Annotated in this window: 16 protein-coding genes; 9 read left to right on the forward strand and 7 right to left on the reverse strand. The window is 60.2% G+C overall.

Features of this window, described 5'->3' with window-relative positions; genetic code table 11:
• Positions 1-224 (forward strand): integrase core domain-containing protein (locus HMPREF2526_RS13230; protein WP_148139561.1); only part of this gene is annotated, 224 nt, incomplete at its 5' end.
• A 125-nt stretch (positions 225-349) separates the two neighbouring features.
• Here HMPREF2526_RS13230 and HMPREF2526_RS07415 read toward each other — a convergent pair.
• Entirely contained in the window at positions 350-1,588 is a 1,239-nt protein-coding gene (locus HMPREF2526_RS07415; RefSeq protein ID WP_070546695.1) for an MFS transporter, read from the reverse strand.
• Positions 1,589-1,834: 246 nt separating this feature from the next.
• Here HMPREF2526_RS07415 and HMPREF2526_RS07420 point away from each other — a divergent pair, with 246 nt between their 5' ends.
• From HMPREF2526_RS07420 to HMPREF2526_RS07440, 5 genes are all read left to right on the forward strand, one after another.
• Positions 1,835-2,713 (forward strand): poly(ethylene terephthalate) hydrolase family protein, encoded by an 879-nt coding sequence (locus tag HMPREF2526_RS07420; protein ID WP_070546697.1) that lies wholly within the window; start codon positions 1,835-1,837, stop codon positions 2,711-2,713.
• A 176-nt stretch (positions 2,714-2,889) separates the two neighbouring features.
• Entirely contained in the window at positions 2,890-4,050 is a 1,161-nt protein-coding gene (locus tag HMPREF2526_RS07425) for an N-acetylglucosamine-6-phosphate deacetylase (protein WP_070546699.1), read from the forward strand.
• Between the two features lie 42 nt (positions 4,051-4,092).
• The gene (gene nagB, locus HMPREF2526_RS07430; RefSeq protein ID WP_070546701.1) at positions 4,093-4,872 is read left to right on the forward strand and encodes a glucosamine-6-phosphate deaminase; all 780 of its coding nucleotides are present in this window, start codon (positions 4,093-4,095) and stop codon (positions 4,870-4,872) included.
• A gap of 42 nt (positions 4,873-4,914) precedes the next feature.
• Positions 4,915-7,038 carry an N-acetylglucosamine-specific PTS transporter subunit IIBC gene (gene nagE / locus HMPREF2526_RS07435; protein WP_070546703.1) on the forward strand — a complete coding sequence of 708 codons (2,124 nt, stop codon included), beginning with the start codon at positions 4,915-4,917 and terminating at the stop codon, positions 7,036-7,038.
• Positions 7,039-7,104: 66 nt separating this feature from the next.
• Entirely contained in the window at positions 7,105-7,569 is a 465-nt protein-coding gene (locus HMPREF2526_RS07440; protein WP_148139558.1) for a hypothetical protein, read from the forward strand.
• A gap of 1,081 nt (positions 7,570-8,650) precedes the next feature.
• On the opposite strand, the gene HMPREF2526_RS07450 is transcribed toward HMPREF2526_RS07440, so the two are convergent.
• Both HMPREF2526_RS07450 and HMPREF2526_RS07455 read right to left on the reverse strand, forming a co-directional pair.
• Positions 8,651-9,232 carry a hypothetical protein gene (locus HMPREF2526_RS07450; RefSeq protein ID WP_210384402.1) on the reverse strand — a complete coding sequence of 194 codons (582 nt, stop codon included), beginning with the start codon at positions 9,230-9,232 and terminating at the stop codon, positions 8,651-8,653.
• Between the two features lie 233 nt (positions 9,233-9,465).
• Positions 9,466-11,139, reverse strand: coding sequence for an acyl-CoA synthetase (locus HMPREF2526_RS07455; protein ID WP_070546710.1), 1,674 nt, complete (start codon positions 11,137-11,139; stop codon positions 9,466-9,468).
• A gap of 175 nt (positions 11,140-11,314) precedes the next feature.
• On the opposite strand from HMPREF2526_RS07455, the gene HMPREF2526_RS07460 reads away from it, so the two are divergent.
• From HMPREF2526_RS07460 to HMPREF2526_RS07470, 3 genes are all read left to right on the forward strand, one after another.
• A complete protein-coding gene (locus HMPREF2526_RS07460) occupies positions 11,315-12,130 on the forward strand; it encodes a GDSL-type esterase/lipase family protein (RefSeq protein ID WP_049157617.1) in 816 nt (271 codons plus the stop codon).
• Between the two features lie 66 nt (positions 12,131-12,196).
• Entirely contained in the window at positions 12,197-13,348 is a 1,152-nt protein-coding gene (locus tag HMPREF2526_RS07465; RefSeq protein ID WP_070546712.1) for an S-(hydroxymethyl)mycothiol dehydrogenase, read from the forward strand.
• On the forward strand, positions 13,349-13,984 hold the full coding sequence (locus HMPREF2526_RS07470) for an MBL fold metallo-hydrolase (RefSeq protein ID WP_049157613.1): 636 nt from the start codon (positions 13,349-13,351) through the stop codon (positions 13,982-13,984).
• Here the strand turns inward: HMPREF2526_RS07470 and HMPREF2526_RS07475 are convergent.
• The 4 genes from HMPREF2526_RS07475 to HMPREF2526_RS07490 form a co-directional block, all read right to left on the reverse strand.
• Positions 13,981-14,775 (reverse strand): cytochrome c biogenesis CcdA family protein, encoded by a 795-nt coding sequence (locus HMPREF2526_RS07475; RefSeq protein ID WP_049157611.1) that lies wholly within the window; start codon positions 14,773-14,775, stop codon positions 13,981-13,983. The two genes, HMPREF2526_RS07470 and HMPREF2526_RS07475, sit on opposite strands and share 4 nt — an antisense overlap.
• 81 nt (positions 14,776-14,856) lie before the next feature.
• The gene (locus tag HMPREF2526_RS07480; RefSeq protein ID WP_148139559.1) at positions 14,857-15,726 is read right to left on the reverse strand and encodes a DsbA family protein; all 870 of its coding nucleotides are present in this window, start codon (positions 15,724-15,726) and stop codon (positions 14,857-14,859) included.
• A 149-nt stretch (positions 15,727-15,875) separates the two neighbouring features.
• Entirely contained in the window at positions 15,876-16,742 is an 867-nt protein-coding gene (rfbA, locus tag HMPREF2526_RS07485) for a glucose-1-phosphate thymidylyltransferase RfbA (RefSeq protein ID WP_049157609.1), read from the reverse strand.
• A 117-nt stretch (positions 16,743-16,859) separates the two neighbouring features.
• On the reverse strand, positions 16,860-18,224 hold the full coding sequence (locus HMPREF2526_RS07490) for a sugar nucleotide-binding protein (protein WP_070511285.1): 1,365 nt from the start codon (positions 18,222-18,224) through the stop codon (positions 16,860-16,862).
• Positions 18,225-18,229: the final 5 nt, after the last annotated feature.

The following is an 18,229-nucleotide window of genomic DNA, read 5'->3' on the forward strand; positions in this document are numbered from 1 at the left end:
TGGGAACGAGTGCCGATAATGCCCTGGCAGAATCATTTAACGCCACCCTAAAGCGTGAAGTTCTGCGAGATAGGAAAGTCTTTGACAATCCCATCAGCTGCCGCCAAGAAGTCTTCCGATGGTGCATGCGCTACAACACCCGTAGACGGCACTCCTGGTGCAATCTTCTAGCCCCCGATGACTACGAAGCACTCACATCAGCTACACTGACCCAAGCAGCATAGCTAACCCCCGACGTGTCTACTTTCCGGGGGTCAGGCCCCTCACCACACCGCTACCATTTCAGTCTTCTGAACACACCGGTACCAAAAACTCGCATCTGACAGTAGATTTACTACAGAATTGAATGCTATTTGTTGTCGTAGTCTTGGTCACCGGAGGCACCGTACATGGTGGTCTTCAGAATTGGCCCCAGAGTGAGGATAGAGGTGCCAAACCCTGATACGACAAGGGCCGCAGCTGGGCCGATGGCACTTACAACAGGTGCCCCGATGATGTATCCAATAAGCATTGCGGAGCTGTTAATTGAACCCATCGTAGAAAGGGCTTCGGGTTTCACTTCATCAGGTACGGATCCGACAACGATTATGCGTAGTGCGGCCACCTGAGCAGCATTGCAGACTCCGCCCAGGAGGAAACATGGGATGCAGAGCCACAATGAGGGAAATAGTCCAGGTAAAGCTATGAAACACCCCATAGCGAATCCTGCCCCGGCCAGGACTTTCCCAGCGTTCTGTGAGTGAAGGCGAGCTGAAAGCCGTGCGCCAAAGATGCGGCCCACGATAAATGCTTGGGCAATGATGGCATATAACGTACCGCTGACGTGGAGGGTCTGTGTCGCATAGAAGACAAGCGAAACGTTGAAAATCGAGGTGCAGATAATTGCTCCCCAAATGCTGGTTAACGCGGACCGAGCGCTTCTATTCTTCAGCAAAAGGGAAGGTGCTTCGAGGACCTTCTGGAGAAAACTCGGTGAAGAATCTTTGGTTTCTGAATGAAGCAGTGTTTTCGGGGGCGAGGATTTATAAAGGAAATAAAAAGCAAGTAGCGAGACTCCAACGGCGCAAGCTTCAACGAAGAGCGCTGTCTGCAGGTTTCTTTGGTCCAGTAGTAATCCACCTAGAGGTGGTCCAAGGAATCCACTGCCAAGTCGGGCTGTGTCCAAGAGGGAGAAGGCTTTCGCCTGCTGTCCTTCGCCGACCTGAGAGTCAGCGATGGTGAAAATGGATGGAATTGACAGTCCGCTTAAGCATGCGGTGACGAGATTTCCGACAATGAGGATCAATGGCTCTGGATAGGCTGCCATTGATAACAGGCCCAGAAGATCTAAGAAGAGTGCAGCAAGCGCAATGTGATAGCTGTTGAATTTGTTGAAGAGTGGGGCCAGAAAGGGGACTGCAAAAACTTGAGCGCAAGTACCCGAGATGAAGATGCTTGCCACCAACAGTTCGCCTTTGTTGAGTTCGGCGAAGTGGAGTGAAATCGAGAGGCTGGTCATTGACCCGCACACTGACAATAAAAAATATGTGGCGGTCAAGGTGTAGATAGATGAAAGTCCTTCGTCACCACTGTTTCTAGGGGGATGCATTTAGGCTGCAACTGTTTCGTTGCCCTGGCCGCTGAACGGACCTGAACCTCCTACTGTGACTACTTCGGAAAGCGTTTCGGAGGTAAGCATTATTTCTCCCATATGTGATGACGATTACATACAACAAGGTAATGATGTGAGTCTCTCATTTCAAGGGCGTAGCGGAGGCAGCTCTTGCACTGTGTACAGGAAAAAGTAGTGCTAGCGCTAGTGACCTTCGCTCTCGTGCGAAACACAATACAGAGCATGAAAAAGCTTGTGGTTGGCATGATTGCCGTGGTGGCCGTGATTGTGGTGGCGTTTGTAGGGTTTGTGGGATTCATGCAGTGGGTGGACGCAGACAGCGTGACCGGTGATGACGGCGTAGCTCCCGGATACAGCGCTGAGACAGGTGGCCCGCTGGAAGCGTCGTTTGCGGGCGAGGGGCCACACGAGGTCGACGTGCGGCGCGACGGCGACGTGACCGTTGCGGCACCGACGGGTGCGGGACCATTTCCGGCGGTGGTCATGGCTAATGGCACGAACACGCCGCTGAGTAGCTACCTGCCTGTGGCGGAACACCTGGCAAGTTGGGGCTTCGTGGTTGTCGGCGATGAGACTCCCCAAACCGGAACCGGGGAGAATGTCGTGCACCTAATCGAGAGCTTGCCGGAACTGGATTCTCGCGTGGATCGATCACGGGTTGGCATTTTCGGACACTCACAGGGTGGCGCGGGCGCCATCAACGCTGCGGCCCACACGGAGGTAGCAGCTGTGTATGCGGCGAGCCCGGCCTCCCACAAAGTGGCACAGTCCAATGACTGGGACTACACCACCGCGGATGTTGAGGCACCGTTGTTCTTGATGACGAGCGATGGCCGTTCAGACCGCTGGCTTGTCAGCCCGTGGTCAGACCTAGAGGAGAGCTTTCAATCAGCCGGTGGTCCGGCAATCATTGCCCGCCGCCTGGGCGCGGATCACAAGGACGTTTTAGAGTTCGGGGACGGCTATGCCACCGCGTGGTTCCGCTACATTCTTGCTGATGATCCTGATGCACGAGACGTGTTCGTTGGCGCTTCACCGGCGGGTGCCGGTGAGCTGGCGAGCAACGCGCTCTGGGACCGAGTGGCCACCCGTGGCTGGTAGTTCGCGGGGTCTTTCGCCATCCCATGCGGTGTACCGAACACGCAAAAAGCTACCTGTGCTCACACGCCTCTTTGCAGGAGGCGTGGTTCACAAAAATCGGCAGCCCTGATAAATTTCAAATGAAGTGTCAACCGGGCGGTGCCACGCCAGCCTGTACAAACAGAATCGAATGAGTTATGCAGACAAAGGCGAAAGGCCACGTCGAGGGCCTCTACATTGATGAGAACTTCGAGCTGCGCGCCGGAGCCGTCACGTTCGGGGAGAGCATTGAGGGCATAGTGCTTGGCGACGTCCCCGCAGCCGAGGCCGCCTGGCACGCCGGGGACCCGGATGCGTTGCTGTGGGTGCCCGGTTTCGTGGACCTGCACAACCATGGAGGCAATGGCGGGGGCTTCCCCAACGGCGACTATGAGCAGTGCCTGGCCGCCGCCCGCTTCCACCGCGCGCACGGCACCACGACGTTGCTGGCCAGCTTGGTCTCCGGCACACAAGAAGAGCTGTGTGCCCGGGCTGAGCTTTTGGCCCAGCTGGCTGAAGAAGGCGAGATCGCCGGCATCCACATGGAGGGCCCCTTCATCGCGGCGGCCAAATGCGGCGCGCAGGACCCTTCGCGCATCGTGCCGGGCGACCCGGACTTCTTCCGCGCAGTCATCGCCGCGGCCCGCGGCCACCTGCGTTCGATTACTTTCGCACCGGAAACGGAGAACGTCGACAAGCTGCTCGACGTCTGCGCGGAGCATGGCATCATCGCCAGCCTGGGCCACACCGAGGCCGATTACGACACCACGCTGAGCGTTATCGCCAAGGCTAAGGAGCTCGGCCTGACCGTGACTGGAACGCACCTCTTTAATGGCATGCCTTCTATTCACCACCGCGCGCCGGGCCCGGTAGCGGCCTTGCTTACCGCAGCGAAGGCGGGCGATGTGTCCGTCGAGCTCATCGCAGATGGCGTGCATCTTGTCGACGGCGCCGTGGACATGGCTCACAGTCACCGCGCCTTCGCCATCACTGATGCCATGGCGGCGGCCGGCATGGCCGACGGTGACTATGAATTGGGCTCCCTGCCCGTCACGGTGAGCGGGGGAGTGGCGCGCGTGCCCAGCGGCGCTATCGCGGGCGGTACCTCCACCTTGGCTCAGCAATTCATCAGTTTCGCCGCGCGCCATGGTCTGGGCGAGGCGGTGCGTTTTACCTCCACCACGGCAGCCGACGTGTTGGGGGAGACGAATCTAGGCCGCATCGCGGTTGGCGCGCGCGCCAACCTGGTGGGCCTCAATGCCCAGTTGGAACCAGTGCGCGTCATTGTTGGCGGTGCTGATATCCCGCTCGACCGTTAAAAATCTAGACGTTAAATAAAGAAGCAACGAGGAAGGCAGCTCATGGACATACTTATTCGATCTACCCCCGCCGAGGTGGCCGTGGAAGCCGCGAACATTTTCGCGCATTACGCCAACGCCGGGTCCACCCTGGGCCTCGCCACGGGATCGACCCCGGTGGCGATGTACAAGGAACTCATCGCCCGCTATGAGCGCGGCGAGGTGAGCTTTGCCCGCAGCCGCGCATTCCTGCTCGATGAATACATCGGGCTGGAGCGCACCCACGAGCAGTCCTACTATTCCACCATTCGCCGCGAATTCACCAGCCACGTGGATTTCAACGACGACCTGGTGAAAAGCCCCGCTGGTGACGCGGACGACCCGGCAGCCGCCGCGGCCACCTATGACAAGGCCATCCGTGATGCTGGCGGCGTGGATATCCAACTGCTGGGCATCGGCGCCAACGGACACGTCGGCTTTAACGAGCCTTCCAGCTCCCTGACGTCGCGCACCCACGTCACTACTCTGCACCCGCAGACCGTGAACGATAACTCCCGTTTCTTTGACACCGTGGACGAGGTGCCGCGCTTTGCCGTCACTCAAGGACTGGGAACGATTAACGAGGCGCGTCGCCTGCTCTTGCTGGCTACCGGTAGCAACAAGGCCAATGCTGTGCGCGACATGGTGGAAGGCCCACTGTCTGCACACTGCCCGGCCTCAATCCTGCAGTTGCACCAGCACGCCACGGTGATTGTGGATGAATCCGCTGCTTCCCAGTTAGAGGACCGCGAGTACTACATTTTCGCCGACCAACATCGTCCTCACCGCCCACTCTTTTCCTAAAAACTCCATCTAATTCCTTACTAGTGTGAAAGGACTCCTCGCATGAAAGTCGATGTCATGGGGCCGCTGCAGCGGCTCGGAAAAGCCCTCATGGGCGCCGTGGCGGTGCTGCCCGTCGCGGCGATCCTCTGCGGTGTTGGTTACTGGATCTCCAGCGCCGCCGGCCCGGATAACCTCGCCGCGCAGCTGCTCATCAGCTCCGGTGATGCGGTGCTGGCTAACCTGGGCTGGATCTTCGCCATCGCCATTTCCTTCGGCCTGGCCAAGGATTCCAACGGTGCCGCGGCACTTTCTGGTTTCCTGGCCTTCGCCACGTTTATGAAACTGCTCGGCCCGGAGGCTGTGGCCGGCTACCGTGGTATCGAAGACCCCACCGCGCTGACCGGCGATGAGGCGCTGGAATGGGCCGCGGAAGGCTGGAATGCTGTGGGCGGCGGCAACGTCCTCTTCGGCATCCTCGCCGGCATCATGGCGGCCTGGGTATATAACCGTTTCCACGGCACCAAGCTGCCGGACTTCCTCGCCTTCTTCTCTGGCCGCCGATTGGTGCCGATCCTTACCGCGATCTTCGCCATGGTTGTCTCCGGGATCCTCTACTTTGTGTGGCCGTTCATCTACAACGCGCTGTTCAACTTCGGTACCTCCATCCAGGGCCTGGGCGCGGCGGGTGCCGGCATCTACGGCGTGGCCAACCGCCTGCTCATCCCGACTGGCCTGCACCACGCACTGAACTCCGTCTTCTGGTTCGACGTCATCGGTATCAACGACATCGGTAACTTCCAGGCCGGCCAGGCCACCATCGACGCCGCCGCGGCCGCGACCTCTGCCGCTGATTGCCCGGGTATTTGGGCCAACGGCCAGTGCACGGTCGAGGGCGTCGTGGGCCGCTACCAGGCGGGCTTCTTCCCGGTCATGATGTTCGGTCTGCCGGGTGCGGCACTCGCCATGTACCTGCGCGCGGATAAGAGCAAGCGCAAGGTCGTCGGCTCCCTCATGGCCGCCGGCGCTTTGGCTTCCTTCTTCACCGGAGTGACCGAGCCGCTGGAGTTCTCCTTCATGTTCGTCGCCCCGCTGCTCTACGTGGTGCACGCGCTACTGATGGGCCTGTCCGTCTTCATCGCCTCCGCCATGGAGTGGACCGCCGGCTTCGGTTTCTCCGCCGGTTTCGTGGATATGCTGCTCTCCTCCCAGAACCCGCTGGCCAACAAGTGGTACATGCTGCTGGTCATGGGCGTGGGCTTCTTCTTCCTCTACTTCGTCATCTTCTACTTCCTCATCGGCTGGCTGAACCTGAAGACGCCGGGCCGCGGCGAGGATGAGGCCGACGACGCGGCGGATTCCGTCAGCGGCGATGACAAGACCGCAGCCGATGCCGCGCGCATCATCGAAGGCCTCGGCGGCAAGGACAACATTGACTCCCTGGACTACTGCACCACGCGCCTGCGCGTGGGCGTCAAGGATCGCGCGCTTGTCGACGACTCCGTAATCAAGCGCGCCGCCGTCTCCGGCGTCATCCACCCCTCGGAGAAGAGCGTCCAGGTCATCGTGGGCCCGGCCGTGCAGTTCATGTATGACGAGGTCAGCCACCAGCTGCGCCACGGTTCTCCGGTCCTGGCCACGGCGGGTGCTGCGACCGCGGCTGGAGCCAGCGCGCCGGCCAGCGCCGCTTCCGCTCAGAGCGTCAGCGGTGACGCAGCGGATGTCGAGGTGTGTGCCCCGTTCGCCGGAGACGTCGTCGAGCTCTCCCAGGTCCCGGATGCCTCCTTTGCGCAGGGCATGGTGGGCGAAGGCTTCGCCGTTATGCCTGAAACCGTCGATGCCTTCGACGTCTGCGCGCCCGTTGACGGCACCATCACCATGGTCTTCAAGACGGGCCATGCCTTCGGTATGCAGACCGCGGATGGGCTGGACCTGCTCATCCACATCGGCATCGACACCGTGGAGCTCAAGGGCGAAGGTTTCACGGCCCTGGCCAAGAAGGGCGATACCGTCACCGCCGGCACGCCGATCATCGCGGTGGAGGCGCAGAAGCTGCGCGAGCGCGGCGTCAACCTCATCACCCCGGTGGTGTGCCCCACGGCCAAGCAAGTCGCTGGTGTCGACATTGCCCGCGAGGGTCATGTCCAACCAGGCGAGGTTGCGGCCACCGTCAAGCGCAGCAACTAACCTGATTCGGCCCATCTCAAGGGATGGGCCGGCGGGGCCAAATCCCAGATATAAAAACTGCCCGAGTTGCCAAAACCTTCGCTCCACATCGCAGGCGAGTTCACCAGCTTTATCTGTTTGGAAAGCATTACAATGCGTATGTTTTTTGCTTTAGACACTTTTTTCGTGGCCGATCAGTGCGTTCTGGAATCGGCATATAAAACGTATTCGCAAGTAGTGCGTAAAGCAGCGCTCCTGCCTGGAGTCGACGTACTTTTCATTTGCTCCGAACCAGTTGAAGTGGATTCCGAAGAGATGAAAAAAGATCTCATTACTCAGTTCAGGGTTGAAAGGCCCAACGAGGATTTTGAGAGTTTACGGTTATACCTTTGCGAAGCAATCGTTTCTGCTGAACAAGAGCTTTTTACAAAGGCTGAGGTGCCTTTAGCGTCATTTTTTCTAATGGATGAGGAATATGCAAAGGCTGATGTTTTCCCTAGTAGTGTTGGAGTAAGGGAGCTTATTTCTTCGCCGGTTTCTACAGATAAATAGAGTGAGGCGCTCCACTTACGCGGAGCGCCGGGTAATAAATAAGGAAAGGATTGGCTAGGGAAATTGCGAAAAATCGTTGATGCAGAATCTTCCGCGATAAGTTTTCTTGTCGTCGCCGATGATGTGATTAAAAGCTGCCCCCTCTAAATCCTCCTTTCCCTCCCGGAAAGTATCCAGAAGGATGTTGGCCGACCCCTCTGCAATGGCGCTTGTAAGGCCCGCTGGGAACGTATTTATTGGCATCCTTCTTGGCGTCATTCAATGTTGACGCATGGCCATATACGTGACCGACTATATCTCCCCCTAGTCCAATTTTGATGACCTGGCATTGAGCTGTGACAGTGGCTGCCGAAGCAGACGGTACTGCAACTGAAACGGACCCTAGGGCAACAAGCGCAGCAGCTAACCTGATTCTGCTCAGCCCAGACATAAAAACTGCCTGTCGATTTGGGGTAGTTGGTACCGCGAGTCCGCGTAGTTGGTACCGGTGTTCCGTGTATCCGGTACTGCAAGGGGTTTTCTTTCATAGTTGATGTTGGCGACACCACAATCCGCTGGTGTTGCGTCAACTTCTACTTGGAAGGAGCTGGTCCTTGTGGCCAACTTCAAGCAGATCATTGCGATGTGCCTTGATGGTGCTAGCTAGGCGCAGATCACACACGCATTGGGGTGTTCACGACGGGAAGTATCCCGTGCAAAGAAAGTCATCTCTGATGAGGGTTTGATTTCAGAGATTTTCCGTCAGCTCCCGCCGGGTGGTTTGATGATCGATTCAGTGATGGCCGGAGTAAGAGGTCTTTGTCCTATGACCTGCTGTATCTCGGCGGGGCATGTCGGTGTCAACGTCTAGGGGTATTGAGCAGAGTGATATTTAGCCCGCTGCGTTCGGCTTGGTCGATGTGGATTTGGTCAGGAAACCAGGATGAGGCCGCCGATCCAGCTAAGGAAACGGACGGGGCCTATCGGTGCCAAATGATGCCAAATGGTGCTACCCTAGAGTTATTGCCACCTGTTACGACAGGATCGGAAGAAGACCCTGGGACCCCAGCCGGACGACTGGACTCAGGGTCTTCGCCTGCCTCTAGAGGGAATCCGGGGTGGGACGGTTGAGGACCACTTTCTCGTGCAGCTTCTCCCAGTACTGCTCTTCCCCTAGATGGACGGAGTTCAGTGCTCCCAGAACGGCATCTGGAATCCAGAGCAGGGGATCATCGCCACCGCGTACGTGTCGCAGTCGGATGCCAGCACTTTGTCCCTGGCCCTGCAGGGCAACTATATGGGCGACGTCTCGCCTGTTTTGTGCTTCTTGCCGGCTTTCCAAAGTGACGTTGTGGACGTGCATCTCGGAGAGCTCGAAGTACATCTGCTCCAAGCATTTCCTGCGGTGCCTCTCCGTTTTCTTGCTCACTTCACTCTGGTGGGTGATGATCGCTTGCATGGAGTCGATCTCAGAAAGGGTGTCCACGATTTTTCGGCGTCGGCTATTACGTTCGTCGGTCCAGTGAAGTTTGACCTGGCCAGGAAGTCGTAGTGGACGCAGCTCCTCGCGTATTTTTTCCAAGTCTTGAGTGTCGATGATGGTTGCACACACCATGTACTCCTGCCGGTCTGGGGGTCTAAGGGCGGAGGACTCATCGATGTAGGCGACTAGCTGTGATTCCACCCTGAAATTGTAGCCCGTCCGGGCCGACGCACCCCTCGGCCCGGTACCAACTACCCGGAACACGGCAGTACCGAGTCCCCAGAACACCGGTACCAAAAACTCGCATCTGACACTGCCCGAGTTGCCAAAAACAACGTTGCTCCCTGCGGTGAGGAGCGAAGGTTTTGGCAACTCGGGCAGTTGTGGCTCGGAGGGCCCTATTTCAGCCGGGAAATCTGGAGTGAAGACGCCGGCTAGTCGGTATTGCTCAGCAGGCGCGGCACCACCTTGCCCGTGGCGTTGCGCGGCAGCTTGTCCAGGAAGTGGACGTCGCGCGGCACGGAGTGGTCGGCGAGGTTCTCGCGGACCCAGGTGCGGATGGCGTCGGCAGTCACGGTGTTGCCCAAGGCATCGCGCGTGGTCACGGCCCACACGGCGATGCGCTGGAAGGTGGTTTCATCCTCCACGCCGCCGGCATGCACTTCCGCGATGCCCGGCATGGTTTCAAGCACCTCCGTCACCGACTGCGGGTGCACGTTCTCGCCGCCGACGATGATCATGTCATCGGCGCGGCCCACCACGTGCAGGTAGCCCTCGGGGTCGATATAGCCCAAGTCACCGATGGAGATGAGGCCATCAACCTTGTTGAGCGGAATCTTCGGGTTGGTATAGCCAATGAGCGCGGTGGAGTTGGTCAGATAGATTTCGCCGACCTCGCCGCGCGGGACTTCTTTGCCATCCTCATCGAGGATGCGCAGCTTCGTGCCAGAGGCAATCTTGCCGCCGATGGTTGGGTCCTTAGCCACCTCTTCCATGGTGGCCGTCGATGCCAGCGCCAGCTCCGTGGAACCATAGACGTTGCAGAGAATCGGGCCGAAGCGCTCGTGGGTTTCTTTGACAATCTCCGGGGTCAGCGCATGTCCTGCAGAAGCAATGAACTTCAGGCTTGAGGTGTCATAGGCCGAATCTGGGTCGGCCTGCACCATCTGGCGGAAGAAAACGGGGGAGGAGAGCAGGCCATCAAGTTGGTAGCGCTGGATGTCATCGAGCGCGGCCGCCGGGTCAAAGACGCGGCGGGTGACAATGGTGTTGCGCAGGCCCAGCGCGATGTTGAGGCAGGCCCAGCCCCACGTGTGGAAGATGGAGGCGGTCATTTGCACCTTCTGGTCCCCACGCCACGGCACCGCATCCACGATGGAGGCAACCACCACGGGCAGCGTGGGCTCTGGGCGCATAATGCCCTTGGGGATGCCGGTGGTTCCGGAGGACATGAGCACGATATGTCCGTGCTTAGGCCAGGCGGGAAGCTTCTGCTTCTCGACGTCCCGCGGGTTCACCACGATTTGGTGCAGCGTCGGGGCCTCGGCCAGCTCAGCCGGGATCTCCTCGCCGGAATCATGACCAATCACGACCTGCAGTCCAGCAACGGGGCTGGGGCTAGCGCTGTCTGCGGGGGCAAGGCGGTCAACGAATTCATCGTCGATAACGAGCACGTTGATGCGGTTTTCCTCAATGCATCCGGCGAGCTGCTCAGGGGAGGAGCCAACGTTGAGTAGGAAGATGTGCGCTCCGGCATAACCTTTGGCGGCCAGCGGGGTGATAATGCCCCGCCCATTGCGAGCCATGACGCCGAGACGGATCTCGTCGAGGCCCAGGGAGAGCAACCAGCGCGCGAAGGTCTGGGATTGTTCGCGCAGCTGGCGGTAGGTGAGGGCCCCGTCGTCGTCGATAAGCGCTAGGCGTTCTGGGCAGGTCAGGTATGCCTGCTCCACCTCGCGGGCGGTGGTGAAGCGGTAGCGGGCGAGAACCGGCGCGGTGGAGAGTACTGCCCGTGGGCCGCCAGCGGGGCTAATAAGGCCGGCGCGAAAGAGGGCGGGGACAAAACGCGCGAGAGCGGCGGCATGGAAGGTGAGATCAGAAAGCTTCATAGGGTTCTCATCGTAGGGAAGAGGTAGAAGGTTACGGGGGAGGCGGCTAACGCGCCTGTTTTTAAAACGACAAATTGTTACAGTTGTTGCTATTGTTACACAAGATTAACTGCTAGCTTAGTTTAATATGGTTTCGGTTAAGAACATACCCTTTTCTTGAAAGGACATCAGTCACGTGAAGTTTACTCAGCGCATCACTGCCCTCTGCGCCTCCCTCCTCGTGGCAGTAGGCCTGTCCCAGGCTCCGCAGGCCGCCGCCGGCGAGCGAAACCTCGTCGCCTTTGGCGATTCCGTTTTGGCGGATCCGCAGCTGGATGTTTACCTCTCCTCGCGCCTCGGCTCCTCGAACCGCAATCCGAGCCTCGACTGCCCCTCTGGCAATAACTACGCCAAGCGCGTCGCGTCCAAGCTGGGCATGCCGGTGGCGGATTTCTCCTGCTCCGGTGCGGTCTCGATGTCCCAGGGTCCGCAGATGAACGCGCAGGTTGATGATGCCATCCGCCGCGGTGCGCTCAGCCCGGACACCCAGCGCGTACTCTATGCGGGCGGCTTTAACGACACGTATAACAATGCCCAGCTTTCCGACGCCGACATGCGCGCCCGCTTTGTTGGCGCAAATGCGCCGATTATCAACAAGATTCGTGCAGCGGCCCCCAATGCCCGCATTCAGATCGTGGGTTATCCGACCATCGGCTCCGGTGACCGCTACTGCCTCCTCCACTTTGGCCCGAAGCCAGCCGATGCTACGGCCCTGCCGATGGTGCAGCGTTATGAAAACGTCACGCAGTGGATGCAGGTGGACCTAGCGCACGCGACCGGCACCGAATTTGTGGATATGAAGCCGATGACCTGGGATCGCGGTATGTGTGCCGATGCCGATAAGCGGCTGTGGGCGGGTCTGGTGGACTTCTCTGCCGGCCCGGGCAACCTACCGCTGCACATCAATGCTCGTGGTCACGAGTTTGTGGCCAACCATCTCGCGAGCTTCTAGAAACGCGTTCTTATGACTTTAAGGCCCGGGCAACGTTGCCTGGGCCTTTCGCGTACCCTCGCGGACATGACTGTTAATGAAAACCTAAATGAAAATAACTCCCAGCAAGGCTCGGAGGTCGTCCGCGGCGTGATTGCGCGCGCGAAGGGCGAGCCCGTCGAGACCGTGAACATTGTTGTACCCGCTCCGGGCGAGCACGACGTCGTGGTCAAGATTCAGGCCTGCGGCGTGTGCCACACCGACCTGGCTTACCGCGATGGCGATATCGAGGATGCCTTCCCGTTCTTGCTTGGGCACGAGGCGGCGGGCGTCGTGGAGCGCGTGGGCGATGCTGTTACCCACGTCGAGGTCGGTGACTTCGTGGTCCTGAACTGGCGTGCAGTGTGCGGCGAGTGCCGCGCTTGTAAGAAAGGTGAGCCGAAGTACTGCTTCAACACCCACAATGCCTCCGCGAAGATGACGCTCGCGGACGGGGATAAGGATGCCGGCACTGAGCTCACCCCGGCGCTCGGCATCGGCTCCTTCGCGGAGAAGACCCTGGTTCATGAAGGCCAGTGCACCAAGGTCAATCCGGAGGCAGACCCGGCCGCCGCGGGCCTGTTGGGCTGTGGCGTGATGGCAGGCTTGGGTGCTGCGGTCAACACCGGTGACGTCAAGCGCGGCGAGTCCGTCGCGGTCTTTGGCTGCGGTGGTGTGGGCATGGCGGCCATTGCCGGCGCAGTGCTGGCGGGTGCCTCCAAGGTCATCGCCGTGGACCTGGATCCAGACAAGCTGGAGCTGGCCAAGAAGTTCGGTGCGACCCACACCATCGCGGCGAAGGACAAGTCCGAGGACGAGGTCATCGAGGCAGTCCGTGAGCTCACCGATGGTTTCGGTACCGACGTGGCTATCGATGCCGTGGGCATCCCGGCCACCACCCGCCAGGCCTTCTACTCCCGCGACCTGGCCGGCCGCATGGTCATGGTGGGTGTCCCGAACCTCACCAGCCGCTTCGACGTCCCAGCCATCGACTTCTTCGGCCGCGGCGGTTCCCTCAAGTCCTCCTGGTACGGCGACTGCCTGCCGGAGCGTGACTTCCCCATGTACGTCGACCTCTCCCTGCAGGGCCGCTTCCCGCTGCAGGACTTCGTCACCGAGCGTGTTGGCCTCGACGACGTGGAGGAGGCCTTCGCTACCATGAAGGCTGGCAAGGTACTTCGATCCGTAGTGGAGCTGTAAATGATTATCGAACAGTTTGTAACCTCAGGAAAGTTCCGCCTGGATGGCGGTGAGTGGGACGTGGACAATAACGTCTACATCCTGGCCGCAGGCGGCGCGTCAAGCGACGCCGAGTGCTACATCGTCGATCCTTCCCACGACGCCGAGCGCGTCATCGACGAGGTAGGAAAGCGCACCGTCAAGGGCGTTATCCTCACCCACGCGCACAACGACCACTGCGAGCTCGCCCCCCAGGTGGCTGAGCACTTCGGTGTGTCCGTGTACCTGCACCCGGATGACCGTCCCCTGTGGGAGGAAACCCACGAGGATGCGACCTTCGTGCCGCTGGAGGATAACCAGCTATTCACCGTGGGCGATAGTGACTTCGTGGTCTTCCACACGCCTGGTCACTCGCCAGGGTGCGTGGTGCTCTACATCGCGGACGAAGCCACGCTTCTGTCGGGAGATACCCTCTTCAACGGCGGGCCCGGCGCCACCGGCCGCAAGTACTCCGACTTCGACGTCATCATCGAGTCCCTGCGCAACCGAGTGCTGAACCTTCCGCCGGAGACCCGCGTCCTGCCGGGGCACGGCGACGAGACCACCATTGGTGCTGAGGCTGCGCGTATCGACGAATACATCGCACGCGGCTACTAGGCCGGGGTGCGGGCAGCCTTGATGCCTGCCACCACCGTGGCGGCAAGTGAGAGCCCGAACCATACCCACGCGTCCGCTACGCCCGCGCTGAAAGCGCGGGCTTTTTCTTGCACCGCGAACTGCGCATCCGTGCTCAAGACTGCGGGCAAGGTTGCGGTGCCATAGCTGGCAATGAATAGCGCGCCGATGAGCACGAAAAACGCGCCCGACACAATGGACAAGGTGTTCGTGCGCACGGGGCCGAGGACCACCTCGCGCCCGCGCAGCCAGGACCACGAGCCCACATTGAGGCGCTCCCACAGCGCCGCCAGAACAAAGAGCGGTGCGGCCATGCCAGCGGCATACGCCACCATGATGATCCCGCCGTAGAGCGCGCTGCCGGACGCAGCAGCCGTGGTGAGCACAGCGCCTAAGAGTGGGCCCGCGCAAAAGCCCGCAAAGCCATAGACCGCGCCGAGCAGAAACACCTTTCCCCTCGCCTTACCGGACAGGGTATCCATGCCGGGGATGCGGAAACCACCGCCCAAGGCAGTAAAGATCCCCAGCGCGATGATGATCCAGCCCGCCACCGTGATGACCTGGCCGCGGTATTGTGCGAGGATTGCAGCCAGACCCATGCCGATGGGAACGAGCGTGGTGCACAGGCCTAAGAAAAAGACCAGGGTTTTCAGCAGCAGCTGGCGCTGCGACTCAAAGGCATAGGCAAAGAAGGCTGGCACCAACAGCGCTGAGCAGGGGCTGATCAAAGTCAACACGCCGGCGATGACGGCGCCAAAAACTCCGATACTCATACGCTCACCCCCACTGCATAGCCGCCTAAGAACGCGGTCAGAACGACGAGCGCGATGAAGATCCACACGATGAGCGGCGGCTTATCCATTGGCCGCCTTGCCTAGCTGTTCCCGGATGGTCTGCTCAAAGACTTCCGGTGGCTGCGCGCCACCAATGAACTGATCCCCCACCACGAAGGCCGGGGTGCCCGTAATACCAATCTGGGAGGCGTAGCTGGTGGCCTTCTCGATGACCTCGGTGTAGGTATCATCCGTGGCCTGCTGGCGGAACTTATCCAGGTCCGAAACGCCGGCTTTCTCAGCGAACTTCATGAAGTCCTCGATGCCGAATTCTGGGTGACCACTGATGTCCTTGCTAGCGGTGTAGAGCTCGTGCTTGAACTCCTGGAACTTGCCCTGTGCCGCGGCCGCGCGCCCGGCCTTAGCAGCCTCGACGGCGGCAGGGCCGTTAACGGGGAAGTCATTCCACTCGATGCGCACCAGGCCCTTCTCCACGTACTTCTTGAGGAGGTCTGGCTCAGTGACGTTGGCGTGGCGGGAGCAGAACGGGCACTCGAAATCAGAGAACTCCGAAATCACCACGGGGGCATCCACTGCGCCCACGGCGAAAGGATCATCCTCCTTCTTGCGGTGAACCACCGTGATATCGCCGCTCTTGGTGTCACCGCCGGGGCCGAATACCATCGGGTCCCCCTTCCCGTCGGAGAATTTCGTGCCGGGCGTGGCCTTGTCAGCATCCTTCGCCAGGTCTTGGGTTGGCGCCGCGCTCGTCGAAGTCTCCTGCGCCGCTTGAGTCCCGGCATCGCCGGAAGAATTGCGCTCTGCCAGCAGGAAGCCGATGATGATAGCCAGAACTACAACGAGCACCAACAGGCCCCACGCCACGGGGCTGATGGTGGATAGCGCTGATTTCTTGGGATTGCTGGTGGGGCGGGAGGATGAAGTAGGCATGCGATTACCTTAACGCGTCTAGGCCCGTTTGGGTGATGGTGGCCTCTGATGCTGCGTGGGGACGCTTTGGCAAGTACGGATCGATCAAATTAGGTCCCAGATCCCGTGGGCGATTTTCGGTCCTTATTTGATCGAAATGCACCTCGGTCTCAGCTCTCTTGGGCAGCGGCCAGGAGATAGCGGCCATAGCCGGACTTCAGGAGGGGCTCGGCCAGCTCGGTGAGTGCGGCGGCATCGATGAAGCCCTCCTCGAAGGCGGCAACCTCCGGTGAGCCGATGACGGTGCCGGTGCGTTTTTGCATCACCTCCACGTAGGCCGAGGCCTCACTCATGGAGTCCACCGTGCCGGTGTCCAGCCAGACATCACCGCGCTGCAAGCGTTTGACGCGCAGCTGCCCGCGGCGCAGGTATTCCTCGTTGACGGTGGTGATTTCTAACTCCCCGCGTGCGCTGGGCGTAATGGACTTGGCAATCTCCACCACGGAATTGTCATAGAAATACAAGCCCACCACGGCGTGGTTGGATTTGGGCGCGGCGGGCTTTTCCTCGATGGACAGGGCTTGGCCAGACTCATCAAACTCGACAACACCATAGCGCTGCGGATCGGAGACCTCGTAGGCAAAGATGATGCCGCCGCCCGGGTGGCTGCACTCATTCAGCGCCGTGGAGAAGCCGTGGCCGTCAAAGATGTTGTCACCCAAAACGAGGGCCACGTCATCCTCGGCGATGAAGTCCTCCGCAATGAGGAAGGCCTGGGCCAAACCTTCGGGCCGGGGTTGGACCGCGTAGTGCAGCATGAGGCCTAGTTGGGAGCCGTCGCCAAGCAGGCGTTGGAAGGCGGCCTGGTCTTCTGGGGTGGTGATGATGAGGATCTCGCGTATGCCGGCCTGGATCAGGGTGGTCAGAGGGTAGTAGACCATCGGCTTGTCATAGATGGGCATGAGCTGCTTCGAGATGCCCTTGGTGATGGGGTAGAGGCGGGTCCCTGAACCGCCAGCGAGGATGATGCCCTTCATGGGCTTCAAGCTTAACGGAGGGGTCCCGCGCCGGGGTGCGGCGGCGCGGGCTGGCGAACATAACACTTAACTTCCCACTCAACATAACACCTGGGAAGCTAAGTGTTATGTTAAGTGTTATGCCGGGTAAAGGCCCAGGTAAAGCGCTAAAGCGGCCCGCCAATTCATCGGCTTAAAGCCGGTGGCTTCAATCTTGGACAGGTCGAAGGTGGACTCCTTCGGGCGGGGAGCTTCAGGCCCGGCGATCTCGCGGTACTGCTCGGTGCTGACCGGCGTGACACCAGCGGGGTCTTGGCCCACGCCGGTGAAGACGGCCATGGCGATTTCATCGCGACCCACCGCATCACCGGAGTTGGAGATGTTGTACACGCCGTACTCGGCTTTGGTCTTGAGCAGGTGGATGATGCCCTTGGCCAGGTCCTCGGCGAAGGTGGGGCGCCCGCGCTGATCATGGATGACGGAGGGCTTGACCCCCTTAGCCGCCAGCGAGCGCATCGTGGCCATGAAGTTGGCTCCATCGCCGAAGACCCAGGAGGTACGGATGACATAGTGGCGCGGCGCGGTTTGCGCGGCGGTATCGCCCGCGGCTTTCGATGCCCCATAGGCCGACAGCGGGGAAGGCATTTCATCCTCGGAGTGGACCTCGTTAGAGCCATCGAAGATGTAATCACTGGAGACGTGCACCAAGGTCAGGTTATTCTCCGCCGCAATGCGCGCGAGCTTCGCCGGGGCGGAAGCGTTGACCGTCCAGGCCGCGGCGCGATCGTCCTCCGCACCGTTGACATCGTTATAAGCCGCGCAGTTGATGATGGCGGAATACTGCTTCCACGGGCGGGCAGGCGGGTTGGTGATATCGAAATCCTCGTGCCCACAGAACTCCACCGCGCCCAGACCAGCGGTGGGCAGGAATTTCTTTAAAGCGCGGCCCAGCTGCCCGTTGGCGCCGGTGACCAGGATGCGGCGCGGGGGCATGGGGGAGACGTCGGCAAGCGCGGGGTGTGCCTTGTCTTTGTCGGAGATCTCCGTCGGCTCCAGCGGCCAGTCCACCATGTTGAGGTTGACGCAGGTGTAGTCCGCATCCGGGGACCAGTGGTCATTGACCAGGTAGGAGTAGGCGCAGGCCTCCAGCGCCTGGAAACCGTTGGCCACGCCGCGCGGCACGAAGACCGCCACGTCTTCGCGCAGCTCGTGGGTCACCAGCTGCCCGAAGGTGGCAGAGCCCTCGCGCAGATCGCACCACGCACCGAAGGCCCGGCCGGAAGCCACGGAGACGAGCTTGTCCCAGGGCTCCGCGTGCAGCCCGCGCGTAACCCCCTTCTCCGCATTGAAGGAGACATTATTCTGCACCGGTTGGAAGTCCGGCAAACCTGCCGCCACCATCTTCTCACGCTGCCAGTTCTCCTTGAACCAGCCGCGGTTATCCCCGTGGACGTCGAGCTCCACAATGAGCAGGCCCTCAATGGCCGTTGACTGCACCTTCATGGAAA

Origin of the sequence: Corynebacterium sp. HMSC070E08 (assembly GCF_001808895.1) — a bacterium.
GTDB lineage: Bacteria > Actinomycetota > Actinomycetes > Mycobacteriales > Mycobacteriaceae > Corynebacterium > Corynebacterium hiratae.

What these genes read in the sequence shown, in the direction of transcription:
- rfbA (WP_049157609.1), bottom strand. Translation starts at nt 16,742, where the DNA reads ATGAAGGGCATCATCCTCGCTGGCGGTTCAGGGACCCGCCTCTACCCC.
- HMPREF2526_RS07465 (WP_070546712.1), top strand. Translation starts at nt 12,197, where the DNA reads ATGACTGTTAATGAAAACCTAAATGAAAATAACTCCCAGCAAGGCTCG.
- HMPREF2526_RS07420 (WP_070546697.1), top strand. Translation starts at nt 1,835, where the DNA reads ATGAAAAAGCTTGTGGTTGGCATGATTGCCGTGGTGGCCGTGATTGTG.
- HMPREF2526_RS07470 (WP_049157613.1), top strand. Translation starts at nt 13,349, where the DNA reads ATGATTATCGAACAGTTTGTAACCTCAGGAAAGTTCCGCCTGGATGGC.
- HMPREF2526_RS07415 (WP_070546695.1), bottom strand. Translation starts at nt 1,588, where the DNA reads ATGCATCCCCCTAGAAACAGTGGTGACGAAGGACTTTCATCTATCTAC.
- HMPREF2526_RS07425 (WP_070546699.1), top strand. Translation starts at nt 2,890, where the DNA reads ATGCAGACAAAGGCGAAAGGCCACGTCGAGGGCCTCTACATTGATGAG.
- HMPREF2526_RS07490 (WP_070511285.1), bottom strand. Translation starts at nt 18,224, where the DNA reads ATGAAGGTGCAGTCAACGGCCATTGAGGGCCTGCTCATTGTGGAGCTC.
- HMPREF2526_RS07475 (WP_049157611.1), bottom strand. Translation starts at nt 14,775, where the DNA reads ATGAGTATCGGAGTTTTTGGCGCCGTCATCGCCGGCGTGTTGACTTTG.
- nagE (WP_070546703.1), top strand. Translation starts at nt 4,915, where the DNA reads ATGAAAGTCGATGTCATGGGGCCGCTGCAGCGGCTCGGAAAAGCCCTC.
- nagB (WP_070546701.1), top strand. Translation starts at nt 4,093, where the DNA reads ATGGACATACTTATTCGATCTACCCCCGCCGAGGTGGCCGTGGAAGCC.
- HMPREF2526_RS07480 (WP_148139559.1), bottom strand. Translation starts at nt 15,726, where the DNA reads ATGCCTACTTCATCCTCCCGCCCCACCAGCAATCCCAAGAAATCAGCG.
- HMPREF2526_RS07455 (WP_070546710.1), bottom strand. Translation starts at nt 11,139, where the DNA reads ATGAAGCTTTCTGATCTCACCTTCCATGCCGCCGCTCTCGCGCGTTTT.